Source organism: Paraburkholderia sp. EG304 (genome assembly GCF_046543485.1).
Lineage (GTDB): Bacteria > Pseudomonadota > Gammaproteobacteria > Burkholderiales > Burkholderiaceae > Paraburkholderia > Paraburkholderia youngii.
This window is the reverse complement of the sequence record NZ_JBKGUA010000021.1, coordinates 34446-51722: the sequence shown is the minus strand read 5'-3', so window position 1 is coordinate 51722 and position 17277 is coordinate 34446. Positions and strand designations below refer to the sequence as shown.

The window sequence follows — 17277 nt, the reverse complement described above, 5'->3', positions numbered from 1 at the left end:
ACACTTCCCGCATCCGCATCCGCAGCATGAAACGCCCGTCAGCGGCTGAAGACCTCCAACATGCGCACCCCCACTTCGCGGCGCCGCCGTCCTGACATCGCGAGCGGCAAGCCAGTCTGGCTGTTCGACCTCGACAACACGCTGCATCGTGCGTCGCATGCCATTTTTCCCGCGATCAATCGCGGCATGACCCAGTACATCATCGACGCGCTGCAAGTCGACATCGACGAAGCCAACCGTCTGCGCACCGGCTACACGCTGCGCTACGGCGCGGCACTGCTCGGGCTCACGCGCCACCATCCGCTCGACGCGCACGACTTCCTGAAGGTCGTGCACACGTTCCCCGACCTCGGTTCGATGATCCGCCACGAGCGCGGCGTCGCGCGGCTGGTCGCGGCGCTGCCGGGCCGCAAGATCGTGCTGACCAATGCGCCCGAAACCTACGCGCGCGCCGTGCTCGCCGAGCTGCGCATCGAGCGGCTGTTCGAGCGGGTGATCGCGATCGAGCACATGCGCGATCGCCGCCAATGGCGCGCGAAGCCCGATCACGCGATGCTGCGCCGCGCGATGCGCGACGCGCACGTGTCGCTGAAAGACGCGATCCTCGTCGAGGACACGCGTTCGCACCTGAAAAATTATCGGCGGCTCGGCATCCGCACCGTGTGGATCACCGGGCACCTGCCGCGCAAGCCGCACGCGGCCGGCGTACCGACGCGCCTGCCGGGCACCGGCCGGCCGCATTATGTCGACCGCAGCATTCGTTCGCTAAAATCGCTACGACTGGGCACGCGCTCGGTTCGATGGAAGGGACGCAAGCCTGGACAGTAGGGACGAAAGCCGCCAACGACATCAGCCGGGGGACGACAGCCATGCAGCCGATCGACAAGCCTGACGAAGCCTCAGCCGCAGCCTCCCCCGCGGCGCCCGCCGCGACACGCGCAACGCGTCCGAAGCCGGGCGAGCGCCGCGTGCACATCCTGCAAACGCTCGCCAGCATGCTCGAGGCGCCGAAGAGCGAAAAGGTCACCACCGCCGCGCTCGCCGCCCGGCTCGGTGTGTCGGAAGCCGCGCTGTATCGCCATTTCGCCAGCAAGGCGCAGATGTTCGAAGGGCTGATCGAGTTCATCGAGCAGACGCTGTTCGGGCTCATCAACCAGATCACCGGTCACGAAAGCAACGGCGTGCTGCAGGCGCGCTCGATCGCGCTGATGCTGCTCAACTTCCCCGCGAAAAATCCCGGCATGACGCGCGTGCTGACCTGCGAGGCGCTGGTCGGCGAGCACGAACGGCTGACCGAGCGCGTGAACCAGATGCTCGAACGGGTCGAGGCATCGCTGAAGCAGTGCTTGCGGCTCGCGCAAACCGAAGCGCTTGCCCGTGCTGATAACCACGCCACAGGCCATACCGACCCGCAGACCGCGCCGCCATCCGCCGCACTGCCCGCCGGCTACGATCCCGCGATTCGCGCGAGCCTGCTGGTGAGCTACGTGATCGGCCGCTGGCATCGCTATGTGCGCAGCGGTTTCGCGCGGCCGCCCGCCGAACACGCGGACGAGCAACTGCTGCTGATTCTTCAGTAGTCCGCGAGGACTCGCCCTCCTTCGCGCGGCGCCGTCCGCGCCGCTGCCGCGTGGAATTTTCCGCTATACTTTGCGCCTGACGCCGCCGCGGTCCCACGATGAACAACAGACCGCGCCAAGGCATCACGAACACGTTGCACCCGGTTTCACACCCTTTCACGCGCCGATTTGCTGACTCGATTGCGGGCGCGCGAACCTTGGGCCTCAGGCCCGCGGTTCACTATAAATGCGGCTAAAGAGGTCGTCAGCTGCGCACACCGCCCTTCTCTCCGTGCTTCGCCGACGCCGTTTAGCCGCCCTGTTGACTCAATGGCGGAATGAATGGACTCCATCGGCATCGTCGCTCCCCAAAAAATGCATTTCACCGAGCCGCTGCGCTTGCGCAACGGCAGCTCGCTCGCGGGCTACGACCTGATGGTCGAGACCTACGGCACGCTCAATGCCGCGCGCAGCAATGCGGTGCTCGTGTGTCACGCGCTAAACGCATCGCATCACGTGGCGGGCGTGTACGCCGACAATCCGAAGGACATCGGCTGGTGGGACAACATGGTGGGCCCCGGCAAGCCGCTCGATACCGACAAATTCTTCGTGATCGGCGTGAACAACCTCGGCTCGTGCTTCGGCTCGACCGGGCCGATGAGCATCGACCCCGCCACCGGTAAGCCGTATGGCGCGACGTTTCCGGTCGTCACCGTCGAAGACTGGGTCAACGCGCAGGCGCGCGTCGCCGACGCGTTCGGCATCACGCGCTTCGCCGCCGTGATGGGCGGCAGCCTCGGCGGCATGCAGGCGCTCGCATGGAGCATGATGTACCCCGAGCGGATCGCGCATTGCATCGTGATCGCATCGACGCCGAAGCTGTCCGCGCAGAACATCGCGTTCAACGAGGTCGCGCGCTCGGCGATCCTGTCGGACCCCGACTTCCACGGCGGCAACTACTACGCGCACGGCGTGAAGCCGAAGCGCGGCCTGCGCGTCGCGCGGATGATCGGCCACATCACTTATCTGTCGGACGACGACATGGCCGAGAAATTCGGCCGCTCGCTGCGTCGCGCGGAAGGCGCGCTCGATGACTACAACTTCAGCTTCGACGTCGAGTTCGAAGTGGAATCGTATCTGCGCTATCAGGGCGACAAATTCGCCGACTACTTCGACGCCAACACCTACCTGCTGATCACGCGCGCGCTCGACTACTTCGATCCCGCCAAGGCCTTCGACGGCGATCTGACCGCCGCGCTCGCGCACACCACCGCGAAGTATCTGATCGCGAGCTTCTCGACCGACTGGCGTTTCGCGCCGGCTCGCTCACGTGAACTGGTGAAGGCGCTGCTCGACCACAAGCGCACGGTCACCTACGCGGAGATCGACGCGCCGCATGGCCACGACGCCTTCCTGCTCGACGACGCGCGCTATCACAACCTGCTGCGCGCCTACTACGAACGCATTGCAAACGAGGTCAACGCATGAACCAGCGAGCACTTGATTACCTGGCATCGCGCCCGGACTTCCGCGCGATCGCCCGCTGGGTCGAACCGCATTCAACGGTGCTCGATCTCGGCTGCGGCGACGGCTCGCTGCTGTCGCTGCTGAACGAGGAACTGGAGGTGCAGGGTTACGGCATCGAGATCAACGACGCCGGCGTGCTCGCCGCGACGCAGAACGGCGTCAACGTGATCCAGCAGAATCTCGAAGACGGCCTGCGCCTGTTCGAAGACGGCAGCTTCGATTTCGCGGTGCTGTCGCAGACGCTGCAGACCATTCATCAGACCGCGGCGATCCTGCGCGAGACGGTGCGGGTCGGCAAGCAATGCATTGTGTCGTTTCCGAATTTCGGCTACTGGGCGCATCGGCTGTCGGTGCTCCAGGGGCGCATGCCGGTGTCGAAGTCGCTGCCTTATCAATGGCACAACACGCCGAACGTGCGCGTGCTGACGATCAAGGACTTCGAAGCGCTCGCGCCCGAAGTCGGCATCGAAATTCTCGATCGTGTCGTGCTGCACGACGGACAGGTGGTGCGGTGGGGCGTGAACTGGCGTGGTAGTCTTGCGGTCTATCGCGTCAAGAAAAGCTAACCTCAGTTATCCACATGTCGAACCCGCCGCACGAGGCGCCCGCACTTACCGCTCACGAAGAACACCCCGGCTGGCGCGCGTTTTTGAATACGCGCATGCTGATTTGCGTCTTTCTTGGCTTTACGTCGGGATTGCCGCTGTTTACGCTCGTCTACCTCGTGCAGGCGTGGCTGCGCTCGGAAGGCGTCAATCTGAAGGAAATCGGCCTGTTCGCGCTGATCCAGTTTCCGTACACCTGGAAATTCGTGTGGGCGCCGCTGATGGACCGTTACGTGCCGCGCGTGCCCGGCTGGCGGCCCGGCAGACGGCGCGGCTGGATGCTCGTCACACAATTGCTCGTGGCCGGCGCGATGGCGACGCTCGGTTTCGTGTCGCCGCGCGAAGCGATCTGGAGCGTCGCCGCGCTGACCGCGCTGGTCGCGTTCTTCGGCGCGAGCTCCGACATCGTGATCGACGCGTACCGGCGTGAATTGCTCAGCGACACGCAGCAGGGCCTCGGCAACGCGGTGCATGTGAACGCGTACAAGATCGCGGCGCTCGTTCCCGGTTCGCTCGCGCTGATTTTGTCCGATCATCTGCCGTGGAGCACCGTGTTCATCGTGACGGCCGCGTTCATGCTGCCTGGCGTTCTGATGACTCTGGTCGTGCGCGAGCCCGAGGTGCACGGCCAGCCGCCGAAGAATCTGCGCGAGGCGATCGTCGAGCCGTTCAGGGAATTCATTCAGCGCGACGGCTGGCGCGGTGCACTCTTCGTACTCGGCTTCATCTTTCTCTACAAGCTCGGCGATACGATGGCGACCACGCTGTCCACGTCGTTTTTCCTCGACATCGGCTTTTCGCGCACGCAGATCGGCGTGATCGCGAAGACCACGGCATTCGGCGCGAGTCTCGCGGGCGGCATCGTCGGCGGCATCTGGCTGATGAGGATCGGCATCGGCCGTGGGTTGTGGATCTTCGGTTTGCTGCAGATGGTGTCGACGCTCGGCTTCGCGTGGCTCGCGCATCTCGGTCCCGATTCGCCCGGACTTGCCGCGATTTACAACATCGCCGTCGCGCTGAGCCAGGGAACAACGAAGCTGCTGTCGTTGATCGGCATCGACTGGAGCGTGCAGCTCGATCCGCGCTCGGTCGCGCTCGCGCTCGTCTACGGCTTCGAGACCTTCGCCACCGGTCTGACGATGGCCGCGTTCACCGCTTACATCGCGAGCACCACCGATCCGCGCTATACCGCGACGCAGTTCGCGCTGTTCACGAGCCTCGCGTCGGTGCCGCGCACGCTCGCGTCGGCGGCGAGCGGCTTCGTGGTCGCCCGGATCGGCTGGTTCGACTACTTCATCCTCTGTACCGCGCTCGCGGTGCCTGGCATGCTGCTGCTGGTGCGCATCGCGCCGTGGAGGGAGCGGTCGTGAAGGTACCGTTTCCGGCCCGCGCGCGCCGCGCCTCACTCAGCGCGGTACGTGTGCTCGGCTGTGCGAGCGTCGCGCTGGCGATGCCGATGGGCGCCTATGCGACCGGCGCCCCAGCGACTGGCGCCAGCCCGGTGAGCGGCGCGCAAGCGCCTGCGCCGGCTGCCGCCGCTGCGACCACGAGCGGTGCAGCAGCCAACCCGGCCCCGACGCCTGCGGCCAAGTCCGCGCCAAGCGGCGCCAGCGCAGAAAACGCAACCTCGTCTGCGGCCGGCAACAGCGGCACCGGCGGCGCCAATCCTGGCGCGAATAACAGCACCGGCGCCAACGCCGGTGCCGCGGGCGCGTCCGGCGCTAGCGGCAGCGCTCCGAGCGCCGGCGCGTCGCCCCCCCCGGCCGTCCCGCCGCCCTACTACGTGAGCCCGCAGCTTCGCTACGGCGGCTACATGGTGTTCCGCAACCTGATCCCGTCGTCGATGCTCGAGGCGCAGGCCGCAGAGGAGTTCAACCAGATCGTCTACGGCGCCAGCCACGCGAACCGCCTGTATGGCGACACGGACGCGCGCGTGACGCGCGTGCGCTCGATCATCGACCGGATGATTCCGTACTCGCTGAAATGGAACGAGCGAGCCAAGGGCTGGAAGTGGGAAGTCGCGGTGGTGCGCTCGAACGACATCCGCATGTATTGCCTGCCGGGCGGCAAGATCGTCGTCTATAGCGGGATACTCGATCGCGTGCGCCTGAACGACAACGAGGTCGGCATGCTGATCGGCCACGAGATCGCGCACGCGTTGCGCGAGCACGCGCGCATGCGGCTCGGTCAGTTGCAGGCGAGCCAGCTCGATTCGTCCGGCACGATCCCGCAACTGTTCGGTCTCGCCGACCTGGGCATGGCGCCGCTCGGCATCGGTTCGCGTCTGCTGGAAATGAAGTACGAGAGCACCGACGAAACCGAAGCCGACGTGATCGGCAGCGATATCGCGTCGCGCGCCGGCTTCGATCCGCGCGCGGCGGTCACGCTTTGGGACAAGCTCGCGCAAGCGACGCGCGGCAATCGCGAGCAGGGCTTCATCTACGTGCACCCGTTCACACCGGCGCGCCGCGACGACATCATCAAGCGGCTGCCGGACATGCTGTCGCTGTACGCGAAAGCAATCGGTAAGAACGTCGACGAGTTGCCCGATTACGCGGGCATCGGCCGTCCGGCGCGCAAGACGGCGCGCGACTGAGACGCCGTTTCTACCGGCTGCTGGCAGTCGACGGCGCTGCACGCGCCGGCGGCCGATGGGCTTACTTGCTGACCTTGTGGTCGTAGTCGACGGTCAGCGGCGCATGGTCGCTGAACTTGATGTCGCGGAACACATCGGTGCGCTTCGCCTTGCTTGCGATGCCCGGCGTCGCGATCTGGTAATCGATCCGCCACCCGACGTTCTTCGCATACGCCTGACCGCGATTGCTCCACCACGTGTACTGCTCGGGCCGCGGGTCGAGCGTGCGGAACACGTCCACATAACCGACTTCGTCGAACAGTTTATCGAGCCACGCGCGCTCTTCGGGCAGGCAGCCCGAATTCTTCTGGTTGCTCTTCCAGTTCTTGATGTCGATTTCCTTGTGCACGATGTTCACGTCGCCGCATACGATCACCTCGCGCTCCTTCGCCAGCTCGGCGAGATGCGGCATGAACTCGTCCATGAAACGGAACTTGGCCTGCTGGCGCTCGTCGCCGCTGGACCCCGACGGCACATACACCGAAACCACCGACAGCTTGCCGAAACGCAGCTCGACATAGCGCCCTTCCGGGTCGAACTCCTCGCTGCCGAAGCCGATCACCACTTCGTCCGGCTCATGACGCGTATAGACGCCCGCGCCGCTGTAGCCCTTTTTCACCGCGTGCTGGAAATAGCCGGTGAAATCGTGCGGCGCCATGAACTCCGGCGTCATGTCGTCCTGCGAGCATTTGATTTCCTGCACGCACAGCACATCGGCGCCTTGTTCGCCGAACCATTCGAAAAAGCCCTTCTTGGCCGCCGAGCGGATGCCATTGAGGTTGGCGGTAATCACACGCAACATGTCGTTCCTCTTTTGTTCGATTCGTTTCTGGGGCCAAAGGGCGAGGTCGCGTTCACTCGACCTTGACGCCCTTCAGCGATTCCTTCGCTGACGGATATTCGAGTCTCAGCGCATTGAGCGTGCGCAGCAGCAGTTCGGCGACCATCACGTTGCGATGCGTCTTCGAGTCGGCCGGAATCACGTACCACGGCGCGTATTCGGTCGACGTCGCGGCCAGCGCGTCGCGATACGCGGACTGATATGCGTCCCACTGCTTGCGCGCTTCGAGATCCGACACGTCGAATTTCCAGTGCTTCAGCGGATCGTCGATGCGCTCCTGCAAACGCACACGCTGCTCGTCCTTCGAAATGTGCAGCATGCACTTGAGGATCGTCGCGCCGCTGTAGGCGAGCAACTGCTCGAACTGACGGATGTGGCAGCAGCGCTGCTGGAAGGCGTCGGCGTCGAGTTCGCCCTGCACGGTCGGAACGAGCAGGTCTTCGTAGTGACTGCGATTGAAGATCGTCAGCTCGCCAGCCGCGGGTGCCTGCGAATGCACGCGCCACAGGAAGTCATGCGCGAGCTCGACGGGCGTCGGCGCCTTGAACGGCACGATGCGCAAGCCGAGCGGGTCGACTTCGTGAAATACCGCGCGAATCGTGCCGTCCTTGCCGCTCGTGTCCATGCCTTGCAGCACCAGCAGAACGCGACGCTTGCGCTGCGCGTGCAGCCGCTCCTGCAGGTTGTCGAGCAGCAGGCCCACTTCCGACAGACGCGCGCGGTCCGCGTCTTTCGAGCCGCTCGAAAACGGCTTGGCCTTAGGATCGAAATGGTCTAGCGAGAAATGGTTTTTCTTCTTGCCGTCGTCGAAGTACGGCACGCGGAAATCGTCGAGATCGGGATGCTTTGTCATGCACACACTCCGTGGTCTGCGCTTAACCGGCTGAAGCGGGTCCGCAAAATAAAACGGGCCGTTGCCCTGCTTCGATCCGGCAACGGCCCGTGATGACTCGGGCGTGACCACGCCCGGCCGCGGCACTTCAACTCAGGACAACTTCTTCTTTAGCAATTCATTGACCTGAGCAGGGTTGGCCTTACCCTTGGTTGCTTTCATCGCCTGGCCGATCAGCGCGTTGAACGCCTTTTCCTTGCCGGCGCGATATTCGTCGACCGACTTCTGGTTCGCGGCGAGCACTTCGTCGATGATCGCTTCGAGCGCGCCGGTGTCCGAAATCTGCTTCAGGCCCTTCGCCTCGATGATGCGATCGGCGGCGGCTTCGTCGGTGGCCTTCTCTTCCCAGATCGCGAGGAAGATTTCCTTCGCGATCTTGTTCGAGATCGTACCGTCGGCAATGCGTTGCAGAACCAGCGCGAGCTGTGCGGCCGAGACCGGGCACGCGGCAATGTCGAGGCCTTCGCGATTGAGCTGCGACGACACTTCGCCCATCACCCAGTTCGCCGCGACCTTCGCGTTGGCCGGACCGACCTTCGCGACCACCGCTTCATAGTAAGCGGCCGTCGCCTTGCTCGAGGTCAGCACGTTCGCGTCGTACGGCGTGAGGCCGTACTGCGACACGAAGCGCCGCTGGATCGCTTCGGGTAGCTCCGGCATCTCGCTCTTCACGCGCTCGACCCATGCTGCGTCGATCACGAGCGGCATCAGGTCGGGGTCGGGGAAATAGCGATAGTCGTGCGCGTCTTCCTTGCTGCGCATCGACCGCGTTTCGCGCTTGTCCGGATCGTACAGACGCGTTTCCTGCACCACCGTACCGCCGTCTTCGATCAGCTCGATCTGGCGACGCACTTCGTACTGGATCGCTTCTTCGAGGAAGCGGAACGAGTTCAGGTTCTTGATCTCGGCGCGCGTGCCGAATTCTTTCTGGCCGAGCGGACGCACCGACACGTTCGCGTCGCAGCGGAACGAGCCTTCCTGCATGTTGCCGTCGCAAATCCCGAGCCACACGACGAGCGTGTGCAGCGATTTCGCGTAGGCAACGGCCTCGGCCGCGCTGCGCATTTCCGGCTCGGTGACGATTTCGAGCAGCGGCGTGCCGGCACGATTCAGATCGATGCCGGTCATGCCAGCGAAGTCTTCGTGCAGCGACTTGCCCGCGTCTTCCTCGAGGTGGGCACGCGTCAGGTTGATGGTTTTCTCGTACGCTTCCTTGCCCGCCTTTTCATTGGCCGGCACCTGGATCGTCACCTGACCGCCCTGCACGACGGGAATTTCGTACTGGCTGATCTGGTAGCCCTTCGGCAAATCCGGGTAGAAGTAATTCTTGCGCGCGAAGATGCTGCGCGGCGCGACCGTTGCGCCGATCGCGAGGCCGAACTGAATCGCACGTTCGACCGCGCCGCGGTTCATCACCGGCAGCGTGCCCGGCAAGGCCAGATCGACGGGGCTTGCCTGCGTGTTCGGCGCGGCGCCGAATTGGGTCGCGGTGCCCGAGAAGATTTTCGAATGCGTCGACAACTGCGTGTGGGTCTCCAGACCGATCACGACTTCCCATTGTTTCGTCATGGTGCTCACACTCCTGCCGGTGCCTGACGGTGCCAGTCGGTCGCGCGCTGGAACGCGTCGGCCACCTGCAGCATCCGGGCTTCATTGAAATAGTTGCCGATGATCTGCAGACCGACCGGGCGCTGAGCATTCGTGCCCGCGCCAAAACCGCACGGCACGCTCATGCCCGGCAGGCCAGCGAGGCTCACCGACAGCGTGTAGATGTCGGCCAGATACATCTGCACCGGATCGTCGCCCTTCGCGCCGATGTCCCACGCCACCGACGGCGCGACCGGTCCCATGATCACGTCGCACTGCTTGAACGCTTCCTGGAAGTCCTGCGCGATGATGCGGCGGATCTTCTGCGCCTGCAGGTAGTACGCGTCGTAGTAGCCGTGCGACAGCACGTAAGTGCCGACCAGAATGCGGCGCTTCACTTCGGGGCCGAAGCCTTCGGCGCGCGACTTCTTGTACATGTCCAGCAGATCGCGGTACTCGGCCGCGCGGTGGCCGAAGCGCACGCCGTCGAAACGCGACAGGTTCGACGAGGCTTCGGCCGGCGCGATCACGTAGTAGACCGGGATCGACAGTTCGGTTTTCGGCAGCGACACCTCGACGAGCGTCGCGCCGAGCGCTTCGTACTGCTTCAACGCGGCGTCGATCGACGCGCGCACGTCGTCGGCGAGACCGGCGCCGAAGTACTCCTTCGGCAGGCCGATGCGCAGGCCAGCGAGCGGCTTGTCCGCGCCGCCGTCCCGCCACGACTTGCCGAGGTAGCGCGTGTAATCCTCGTGCTCGTGCGACAGGCTCGTCGAGTCGCGCTCGTCGAAGCCGGCCATCGCGTTGAGCAGGGTCGCGCAGTCCGCGGCGCTTTGCGCCATCGGGCCGCCCTGATCGAGCGACGACGCGAACGCGATCATGCCGTAGCGCGACACGCGGCCATACGTCGGCTTGATGCCCGTGATACCCGAGAACGACGCCGGCTGACGGATCGAGCCGCCAGTGTCGGTGCCGGTCGCGGCGGGCGCGAGACGCGCGGCTACGGCGGCCGCCGAGCCGCCCGACGAACCGCCCGGCACGGCCTTGCGGTCCCACGGATTCTGCACGGCGCCAAAATACGAATTCTCGTTGGACGAGCCCATCGCGAACTCGTCCATGTTGGTCTTGCCCACGCACACCATGCCGGCGTTCTGCAGACGCGCGACCACGGTCGCATCGAACGGGCTCTCGTAGTTCGCGAGCATCTTCGAGCCGGCCGTGGAGCGCCAGCCCTTCGTGACGAACACGTCCTTGTGCGCGATCGGCACGCCGACGAGCGGGCCGGCGTGGCCGGTGTGCAGCAGCGCGTCGGCGGCTTTCGCCTGCGCGAGCGTCAGTTCGGGATCGACCTGGATGAACGCGTTCAGGCTGTTGGCCGCGTCGATCCGCTTGAGGTACAACTGCGCCAGTTCGACTGCGGAGCATTCCTTGGCCGCGAGCGCGGCGCGCAGTTCGGTCAAACTTTTTTCATGCATTGCGTTTTATCCTGGAAAGCGCGGCAGCGTAGTGACGCTGCCGTGGAGGCGTTCGGTTGCCCGTCGGCAGACGGCCCGGCAAGGTACGCGGCGACGCCGCGCGGCTGCGGCACGAAAGACTCGCGCCGACGCCGGGCCGAGGGTCTGCCCGGCGGGTCTTATTCGATCACCTTCGGCACGAGGTACAAGCCGTCCTGAACGGCCGGCGCGGGGCGCTGGAAAGCCTCGCGCTCGACCGTCTCGGTGACGGCGTCGTCACGCAGACGCAGCGCGACGTCTTCGATCTGCTCGATCGGGTGGGCAAGCGGGGCGATGCCGGTGGTATCGACCGCCTGCATCTGCTCGACGAGGCCGAAAAAATCATTGAGCTGGGCACGCGTGTGCTCTGCGTCGGAATCGGCCAGTTCGAGCCGCGCGAGATGCGCGATGCGTTTTACATCGGTCAGTGTCAGAGCCATGCAGTCACCGGAAAGGGTGGAATCCCACAACAGTTAAAAAGTCGCGCTGTAACAGCGGGTTACGACAAGATAGGCAATCTGAAAAAAGAAGCGGCAACGGAAAAATGTACGCTCCGTTTCCTTCAAAACATCCAAAATTATAAGGTATCATTACGCGTTCGACCCAAACCCGGACCGACTTACCAAGGCCTTACGGACAATTCAAAGAACGTCCGGCGTTTTCCGCCCTGGCTTTGCAACGGCCTCCGGTAGACTCCCCCGCGGCTTCAAGTTCATGTGGCGTCGCTACCGCCCGGTTGAAGCTGTTATTTATTCCGCTGCCGTCCTACGCATACGGTGCGAGGCCCGGCCCCCAGCGAGACAGGATTTTGAATGTTCGGTTTTTTGCGCAGCTACTTCTCCAACGACCTGGCCATTGACCTCGGCACCGCCAACACGCTTATCTACATGCGCGGCAAGGGCATCGTTCTCGACGAACCGTCGGTCGTGTCGATCCGCCAGGAAGGCGGCCCGAACGGCAAGAAGACCATTCAGGCAGTCGGCAAGGAAGCCAAGCAGATGCTCGGCAAGGTGCCGGGCAACATCGAGGCGATCCGCCCGATGAAAGACGGCGTGATCGCCGACTTCACCGTCACCGAGCAGATGATCAAGCAGTTCATCAAGACTGCTCACGAATCGCGCATGTTCTCGCCGTCGCCGCGCATCATCATCTGCGTGCCGTGCGGTTCGACCCAGGTCGAGCGTCGCGCGATCAAGGAAGCCGCGCACGGCGCGGGCGCCTCGCAGGTATACCTGATCGAGGAGCCGATGGCCGCCGCGATCGGCGCGGGCCTGCCGGTGTCGGAAGCAACGGGTTCGATGGTCGTCGACATCGGCGGCGGCACGACCGAAGTCGGCGTGATCTCGCTCGGCGGCATCGTGTACAAGGGCTCGGTGCGCGTCGGCGGTGACAAATTCGACGAAGCGATCGTCAACTACATCCGCCGCAACTACGGAATGCTGATCGGCGAGCAGACCGCCGAAGCCATCAAGAAGGAAATCGGCTCCGCGTTCCCGGGCTCCGAAGTCAAGGAAATGGAAGTGAAGGGCCGCAATCTGTCGGAAGGCATTCCGCGCAGCTTTACGATCTCCAGCAACGAAATCCTCGAAGCGCTGACCGATCCGCTGAACCAGATCGTGTCGTCGGTAAAGATCGCACTGGAACAAACGCCGCCGGAACTCGGCGCGGACATCGCCGAGCGCGGCATGATGCTGACCGGCGGTGGCGCGCTGCTGCGCGATCTCGACCGACTGCTGGCCGAAGAAACCGGCCTGCCGGTGCTCGTCGCCGAAGATCCGCTGACTTGCGTCGTGCGCGGATCGGGCATGGCGCTCGAGCGCATGGACAAGCTCGGCAGCATCTTCTCGTACGAGTAAGCGAGCCTTCCTCCAATGTCAGTAGCGCGGATCTGGCACACGGCCCCTTGCGGGCCGCTTTGTCGTTGGCTGGGCCGACCAGCCTCCGCGCGCTGACCGCGCTTGCCTAGCGCGCCGCCGTCTCACCCAACCGCTCACGCCCCCGGCGCCGACCATGGAATACAGTCCGCCGCCCCTGTTCAAGCAAGGCCCCTCCGCTCTCGCGCGACTGGTTTTCTTCGTCGTGCTGGCGCTCGCCCTGCTGATCTCCGACGCCCGCTTCCAGACGCTCGAAATCGTCCGCGGCGTGCTCGGCGCGGGTCTTTATCCGTTGCAGCGCGCGGCGCTCGTGCCGCGCGACATCTTCGTGGGCGCCGCCGATCTCGCCGTAACGAGCGCCACGCTACGCAACGAAAACGCGAAGCTGCGCGAGAAGGATCTGCAACTGTCGCAGCAGGCCAACACGGCCGCGTCGCTCGCTGCCGAGAACAGCCATCTGCGCGCGCTGATGCAACTGTCGCAGCAGTTGACCACGCAATCGCTTCCCGCCGAAATCCAGTACGACACGCGCGATCCGTTCACGCAGAAGGTCGTGATCGGACGGGGCGCTCAACAAGGCATCCAGAACGGCTCGCCGGTCGTCGACGAGGACGGCGTGATCGGCCAGGTCACACGCGTGTTCCCGCTGCAGGCCGAAGTCACGCTGCTGACGGACAAGGACCAGGCGGTGCCGGTCGAAATTCTGCGCACCGGCTTGCGCAGCGTGATCTACGGCACGCCGAAGGGCGACACACTCGATCTGCGCTTCGTGCCGATCAGCGCGGACGTGCAAACCGGCGACGAGCTCGTCACCAGCGGTCTCGACGGCGTGTATCCGCCGGGGCTGCCGGTCGCGAAGGTCGTACGCGTCGACAAGCAGGCCGACACCGCGTTTGCCCGCGTGGTCAGTCTGCCGGTCGCGGCGGTGCGCGGCGCGCGTCAGGTGCTGGTGCTGCACGTCCAAAACACCGCGCCGCCGCGCCCGGCCGACGAACCCGACGCGGCAACCGTCGCGAAAGAGGCGAAAGCGAAGAAGGGCGTCAAAGCCGCGGAAGGCAAGGGCGCGGCGGACAAATCCACCGGCAAGTCGGCGGACAAGAACGCCGCCGATAAAGCCGCGGCCGAAAAGCCGCCAGCCAAATCCACGGAGAAGGCGCCGGCCAAACCCAGCGCCGACAAGAAGTCCGAAAAACCCGCCGCCGACAAGAAGCCCGAAAAGCCCGCAGCCGACAGAAAAGCCGAAAAACCGGCCGCCGCGAAGAACGCGAAGCCGCAAGCCGAGCCGGGGGCTCAGCCATGAATCGCCCGCAATACATCCTGCAGCCAGTCAACCCGTACTTCATCGCGTTCAGCCTCGCCTCCGCGTTCCTGCTGAACCTGATGCCGTGGGGGCGTCTCGCCGGCGTGCCCGATTTCGTCGCGCTCGTGTTGCTGTTCTGGAATGTGCATCAGCCGCGCAAGGTCGGCATGGGCATCGCGTTTTTTCTCGGCCTGCTGATGGACGTGCACAACGCGAGCCTGCTCGGCGAACACGCGCTCGCCTACACGCTGCTGTCGTACGGCGCGATCACGATTCACCGCCGCGTGTTGTGGATGTCGCTCGGCGTGCAAACCTTCGCGGTGATGCCACTGCTCGTCGTCGCGCAACTGGTGCCGTTCGTGATCCGCCTGTTGACCGGTGCGGCGTTTCCGGGCTGGAGTTATCTGATCGACGGTTTCGTCGAAGCCGCGCTGTGGCCGCTCGCGAGCATCTTGCTGCTGATGCCGCAGCGCCGCCCGGCTGACCCGGACGATACGCGCCCCATTTGATCCCGCATCGGGCCCGCCGCCCGCGGCCAGTTTGGGCGCACACTCTTGATGGCCGCACGCCGGCCTTTTGCAGAATCGCATGACCGAATTCAAGGACACTCAACAGCAGCTCACGAAATTCCGCCTGCGCGTCGCAGCGGCGGGCCTGTTCGTGTTCGTCTGCTTCGGGCTGATCGGCTTCCGCTTCCTGTTCCTGCAGGTCTGGCACTACAGCAAGTACTCGCTGCAGGCCGATGAAAACCGCATCTCCGTCGCGCCGATCGTGCCGAACCGCGGCATCATCACCGACCGCAACGGCGTCGTGCTCGCGAAGAACTACTCGGCCTACACGCTCGAAATCACACCGTCGAAGCTGAACGACACGCTCGATAACGTGGTCGACAACCTCGGCACGGTAGTCTCGATCGACGCGCGCGACCGCCGCCGCTTCAAGAAGCTGCAGGAAGACTCGAAGAATTTCGAAAGTCTGCCGATCCGCACGCGCCTGACCGACGACGAAGTCGCGCGTTTCACCGCGCAGCGCTTCCGCTTCCCCGGCGTCGAAGTGCGCGCGCGGCTGTTCCGCCAGTACCCGCTCGGGCCGACCGCCGCGCACGTGATCGGCTACATCGGACGGATTTCGCAGCGCGACCAGGACCGCATCGACGACGCCAGCGATCAGAACGACAGCGATCCGGACCACTACGATCCGCGTCTGGACGCGAACAACTACAAGGGCACCGATTACATCGGCAAGATCGGCGTCGAGCAGAGCTACGAAACCGAGCTGCACGGCCAGACCGGCTTCGAGGAAGTCGAGGTGACGGCGGGCGGCCGCCCGGTGCGCACGCTGTCGCGCACCCAGGCGACGCCGGGCAACAACCTCGTGCTGTCGCTCGACATCGGCCTTCAGCAGGTCGCCGAGCAGGCGTTCGCCGGACGTCGCGGCGCGCTCGTCGCGATCGAGCCGTCCACCGGCGACGTGCTCGCGTTCGTGTCGGCGCCGAGCTTCGACCCGAATTCATTCGTCGACGGCATCGACCAGCAGACCTGGGACGAGCTGAACAACTCGCCCGACCATCCGCTGCTGAACCGGCCGCTACACGGCACCTACCCACCGGGCTCGACCTACAAGCCGTTCATGGCGCTCGCCGCGCTGTCGCTGCACAAGCGCACGCCGAGCTGGGGCTTCCAGGACCCCGGCTACTACACGTTCGGCGGCCACACGTTCCGCAACGACGTGCGCTCGGGCCAGGGTTGGGTGGACATGAATCGCGCGATCGTCGTGTCGAACGACACGTACTTCTACATGCTCGCGCACGATCTCGGCGTCAACAACATCGCGAACTTCATGAAGCCGTGGGGTTTCGGACAGATCACCGGCATCGACATCGCCGGCGAAGCGAAAGGCATCCTGCCGTCGACCGACTGGAAGCGCCATGCGTATCGCCGCCCCGAGCAGCAGAAGTGGTACGAAGGCGAAACGGTCAGCCTCGGCATCGGTCAGGGCTACAACTCGTTCACGATCCTGCAGCTCGCGCATGCCACCGCAACGCTCGCGAACAACGGCGTCGTGATGAAGCCGCACCTCGTGCGCGACATCGAGAATCCGATCACGAAGGACACGCGGCCGGTGGTGCGCGACCCGAGCGACAAGATCGCGGTCAAGCAGCAGGATATCGACTTCATCAAGCACGCGATGGAAGGCGTGGTCACGAACGGCACGGCGGCCAAGGTGTTCGCGGGCGCCGCGTACCAGGCGGCGGGCAAGACCGGTACCGCGCAGGTGTACTCGCTGCAGGGCGCGAACTACAAGGGTCACGCGATCGCCGAGAATTTGCGCGATCACGCGCTGTTCATCGCGTTCGCGCCAGTCGAGCAACCGAAGATCGCGCTCGCGCTGATCGTCGAAAACGGCGGCTGGGGCGCGGAGGCGGCCGGTCCGATCGCGCGCCGGGTGCTCGACTATTACCTGGTCGGCAAGAACAAGCCCGGCGTGGTGGAAGCCGCCGTCGCGGCAGCGGCATCGAACACCGCCGAAGCGTCCGCGCCACAGGTCGGTGAGACGCCGACGCAGCATGAGGGCGCCCAGCCGCTGAGGATTGCGGCGGGCTTCAAGGCACTGCCGGTGCCGGGGGCGGCGGCTGCCGTGGCGGCCTCGGGTGCGTCGGCGGCTGTTGCGGCTTCGGACGCGAATGGCGCGTCCGTGCCGGTGGCGGCATCGGCTGGCGCGGCGGCAACGGTGCCGGCCAGCGCACCGGCAGCGGCTTCGGCCGGCGCGGCGCGGGCGGCGTCGGCGGCCAGGCCGGCATCGGCTTCGGCCGCGGCAAAGCAATCCGCGTCGCGTACGTCCGGCGCCCCGCACAAACCCCGTCCGGCCAGTGAGCCGGCGCCGAGCGTCGCGGCCCCCTCGCGCGAGGACAGCGTCCAGGGCGCGTCACCGCGCCAGCCCGCCACCGGCGGTATCGACGAATAA

Annotated in this window: 15 protein-coding genes; 10 read left to right on the top strand and 5 right to left on the bottom strand. The window is 65.1% G+C overall.

Annotation, left to right across the window (positions count from 1 at the left end):
- Positions 1 to 60 precede the first annotated feature (60 nt).
- From ACLFKU_RS24030 to ACLFKU_RS24005, 6 genes are all read left to right on the top strand, one after another.
- The gene (locus tag ACLFKU_RS24030; protein WP_368583233.1) at positions 61 to 828 is read left to right on the top strand and encodes a pyrimidine 5'-nucleotidase; all 768 of its coding nucleotides are present in this window, start codon (positions 61 to 63) and stop codon (positions 826 to 828) included.
- 41 nt (positions 829 to 869) lie between these two features.
- A complete protein-coding gene (gene slmA / locus ACLFKU_RS24025) occupies positions 870 to 1580 on the top strand; it encodes a nucleoid occlusion factor SlmA (RefSeq protein WP_410850705.1) in 711 nt (236 codons plus the stop codon).
- 321 nt (positions 1581 to 1901) lie between these two features.
- On the top strand, positions 1902 to 3047 hold the full coding sequence (locus tag ACLFKU_RS24020) for a homoserine O-succinyltransferase MetX (RefSeq protein WP_368583231.1): 1146 nt from the start codon (positions 1902 to 1904) through the stop codon (positions 3045 to 3047).
- Positions 3044 to 3652 (top strand): methionine biosynthesis protein MetW, encoded by a 609-nt coding sequence (gene metW / locus ACLFKU_RS24015; RefSeq protein WP_368583230.1) that lies wholly within the window; start codon positions 3044 to 3046, stop codon positions 3650 to 3652. Before ACLFKU_RS24020 ends, metW begins: the two co-directional genes overlap by 4 nt.
- A gap of 14 nt (positions 3653 to 3666) precedes the next feature.
- On the top strand, positions 3667 to 5061 hold the full coding sequence (locus ACLFKU_RS24010; protein WP_368583229.1) for an AmpG family muropeptide MFS transporter: 1395 nt from the start codon (positions 3667 to 3669) through the stop codon (positions 5059 to 5061).
- On the top strand, positions 5043 to 6287 hold the full coding sequence (locus ACLFKU_RS24005) for a M48 family metallopeptidase (protein ID WP_410850704.1): 1245 nt from the start codon (positions 5043 to 5045) through the stop codon (positions 6285 to 6287). Before ACLFKU_RS24010 ends, ACLFKU_RS24005 begins: the two co-directional genes overlap by 19 nt.
- Positions 6288 to 6348: 61 nt before the next feature.
- Here the strand turns inward: ACLFKU_RS24005 and ACLFKU_RS24000 are convergent, their stop codons facing one another.
- From ACLFKU_RS24000 to gatC, 5 genes are all read right to left on the bottom strand, one after another.
- Positions 6349 to 7128, bottom strand: a complete 780-nt coding sequence (locus ACLFKU_RS24000) for an exodeoxyribonuclease III (RefSeq protein ID WP_368583227.1) — start codon at positions 7126 to 7128, stop codon at positions 6349 to 6351.
- A gap of 52 nt (positions 7129 to 7180) precedes the next feature.
- Positions 7181 to 8020 (bottom strand): PPK2 family polyphosphate kinase, encoded by an 840-nt coding sequence (locus ACLFKU_RS23995; protein ID WP_410850703.1) that lies wholly within the window; start codon positions 8018 to 8020, stop codon positions 7181 to 7183.
- A gap of 132 nt (positions 8021 to 8152) precedes the next feature.
- Positions 8153 to 9628, bottom strand: coding sequence for an Asp-tRNA(Asn)/Glu-tRNA(Gln) amidotransferase subunit GatB (gatB, locus tag ACLFKU_RS23990; RefSeq protein WP_368583225.1), 1476 nt, complete (start codon positions 9626 to 9628; stop codon positions 8153 to 8155).
- Positions 9629 to 9633: 5 nt separating this feature from the next.
- Entirely contained in the window at positions 9634 to 11121 is a 1488-nt protein-coding gene (gene gatA, locus ACLFKU_RS23985) for an Asp-tRNA(Asn)/Glu-tRNA(Gln) amidotransferase subunit GatA (protein ID WP_410850702.1), read from the bottom strand.
- A gap of 158 nt (positions 11122 to 11279) precedes the next feature.
- Positions 11280 to 11579, bottom strand: coding sequence for an Asp-tRNA(Asn)/Glu-tRNA(Gln) amidotransferase subunit GatC (gene gatC / locus ACLFKU_RS23980; RefSeq protein ID WP_013088063.1), 300 nt, complete (start codon positions 11577 to 11579; stop codon positions 11280 to 11282).
- A gap of 372 nt (positions 11580 to 11951) precedes the next feature.
- Here gatC and ACLFKU_RS23975 point away from each other — a divergent pair, with 372 nt between their 5' ends.
- From ACLFKU_RS23975 to mrdA, 4 genes are all read left to right on the top strand, one after another.
- Positions 11952 to 12995 (top strand): rod shape-determining protein, encoded by a 1044-nt coding sequence (locus tag ACLFKU_RS23975; RefSeq protein ID WP_004189550.1) that lies wholly within the window; start codon positions 11952 to 11954, stop codon positions 12993 to 12995.
- 154 nt (positions 12996 to 13149) lie between these two features.
- Positions 13150 to 14313 carry a rod shape-determining protein MreC gene (mreC, locus tag ACLFKU_RS23970; protein WP_410850701.1) on the top strand — a complete coding sequence of 388 codons (1164 nt, stop codon included), beginning with the start codon at positions 13150 to 13152 and terminating at the stop codon, positions 14311 to 14313.
- Positions 14310 to 14822, top strand: a complete 513-nt coding sequence (gene mreD / locus ACLFKU_RS23965; RefSeq protein WP_176109827.1) for a rod shape-determining protein MreD — start codon at positions 14310 to 14312, stop codon at positions 14820 to 14822. Before mreC ends, mreD begins: the two co-directional genes overlap by 4 nt.
- Positions 14823 to 14901: 79 nt before the next feature.
- Positions 14902 to 17277 carry a penicillin-binding protein 2 gene (gene mrdA, locus ACLFKU_RS23960; protein ID WP_410850700.1) on the top strand — a complete coding sequence of 792 codons (2376 nt, stop codon included), beginning with the start codon at positions 14902 to 14904 and terminating at the stop codon, positions 17275 to 17277.

Excerpts from the sequence above, each read along its gene's own strand:
- ACLFKU_RS24030 (WP_368583233.1), top strand. The coding sequence starts at position 61 with ATGCGCACCCCCACTTCGCGGCGCCGCCGTCCTGACATCGCGAGCGGC.
- slmA (WP_410850705.1), top strand. The coding sequence starts at position 870 with ATGCAGCCGATCGACAAGCCTGACGAAGCCTCAGCCGCAGCCTCCCCC.
- ACLFKU_RS24020 (WP_368583231.1), top strand. The coding sequence starts at position 1,902 with ATGGACTCCATCGGCATCGTCGCTCCCCAAAAAATGCATTTCACCGAG.
- metW (WP_368583230.1), top strand. The coding sequence starts at position 3,044 with ATGAACCAGCGAGCACTTGATTACCTGGCATCGCGCCCGGACTTCCGC.
- ACLFKU_RS24010 (WP_368583229.1), top strand. The coding sequence starts at position 3,667 with ATGTCGAACCCGCCGCACGAGGCGCCCGCACTTACCGCTCACGAAGAA.
- ACLFKU_RS24000 (WP_368583227.1), bottom strand. The coding sequence starts at position 7,128 with ATGTTGCGTGTGATTACCGCCAACCTCAATGGCATCCGCTCGGCGGCC.
- ACLFKU_RS23995 (WP_410850703.1), bottom strand. The coding sequence starts at position 8,020 with ATGACAAAGCATCCCGATCTCGACGATTTCCGCGTGCCGTACTTCGAC.
- gatB (WP_368583225.1), bottom strand. The coding sequence starts at position 9,628 with ATGACGAAACAATGGGAAGTCGTGATCGGTCTGGAGACCCACACGCAG.
- gatA (WP_410850702.1), bottom strand. The coding sequence starts at position 11,121 with ATGCATGAAAAAAGTTTGACCGAACTGCGCGCCGCGCTCGCGGCCAAG.
- gatC (WP_013088063.1), bottom strand. The coding sequence starts at position 11,579 with ATGGCTCTGACACTGACCGATGTAAAACGCATCGCGCATCTCGCGCGG.
- ACLFKU_RS23975 (WP_004189550.1), top strand. The coding sequence starts at position 11,952 with ATGTTCGGTTTTTTGCGCAGCTACTTCTCCAACGACCTGGCCATTGAC.
- mreC (WP_410850701.1), top strand. The coding sequence starts at position 13,150 with ATGGAATACAGTCCGCCGCCCCTGTTCAAGCAAGGCCCCTCCGCTCTC.
- mreD (WP_176109827.1), top strand. The coding sequence starts at position 14,310 with ATGAATCGCCCGCAATACATCCTGCAGCCAGTCAACCCGTACTTCATC.
- mrdA (WP_410850700.1), top strand. The coding sequence starts at position 14,902 with ATGACCGAATTCAAGGACACTCAACAGCAGCTCACGAAATTCCGCCTG.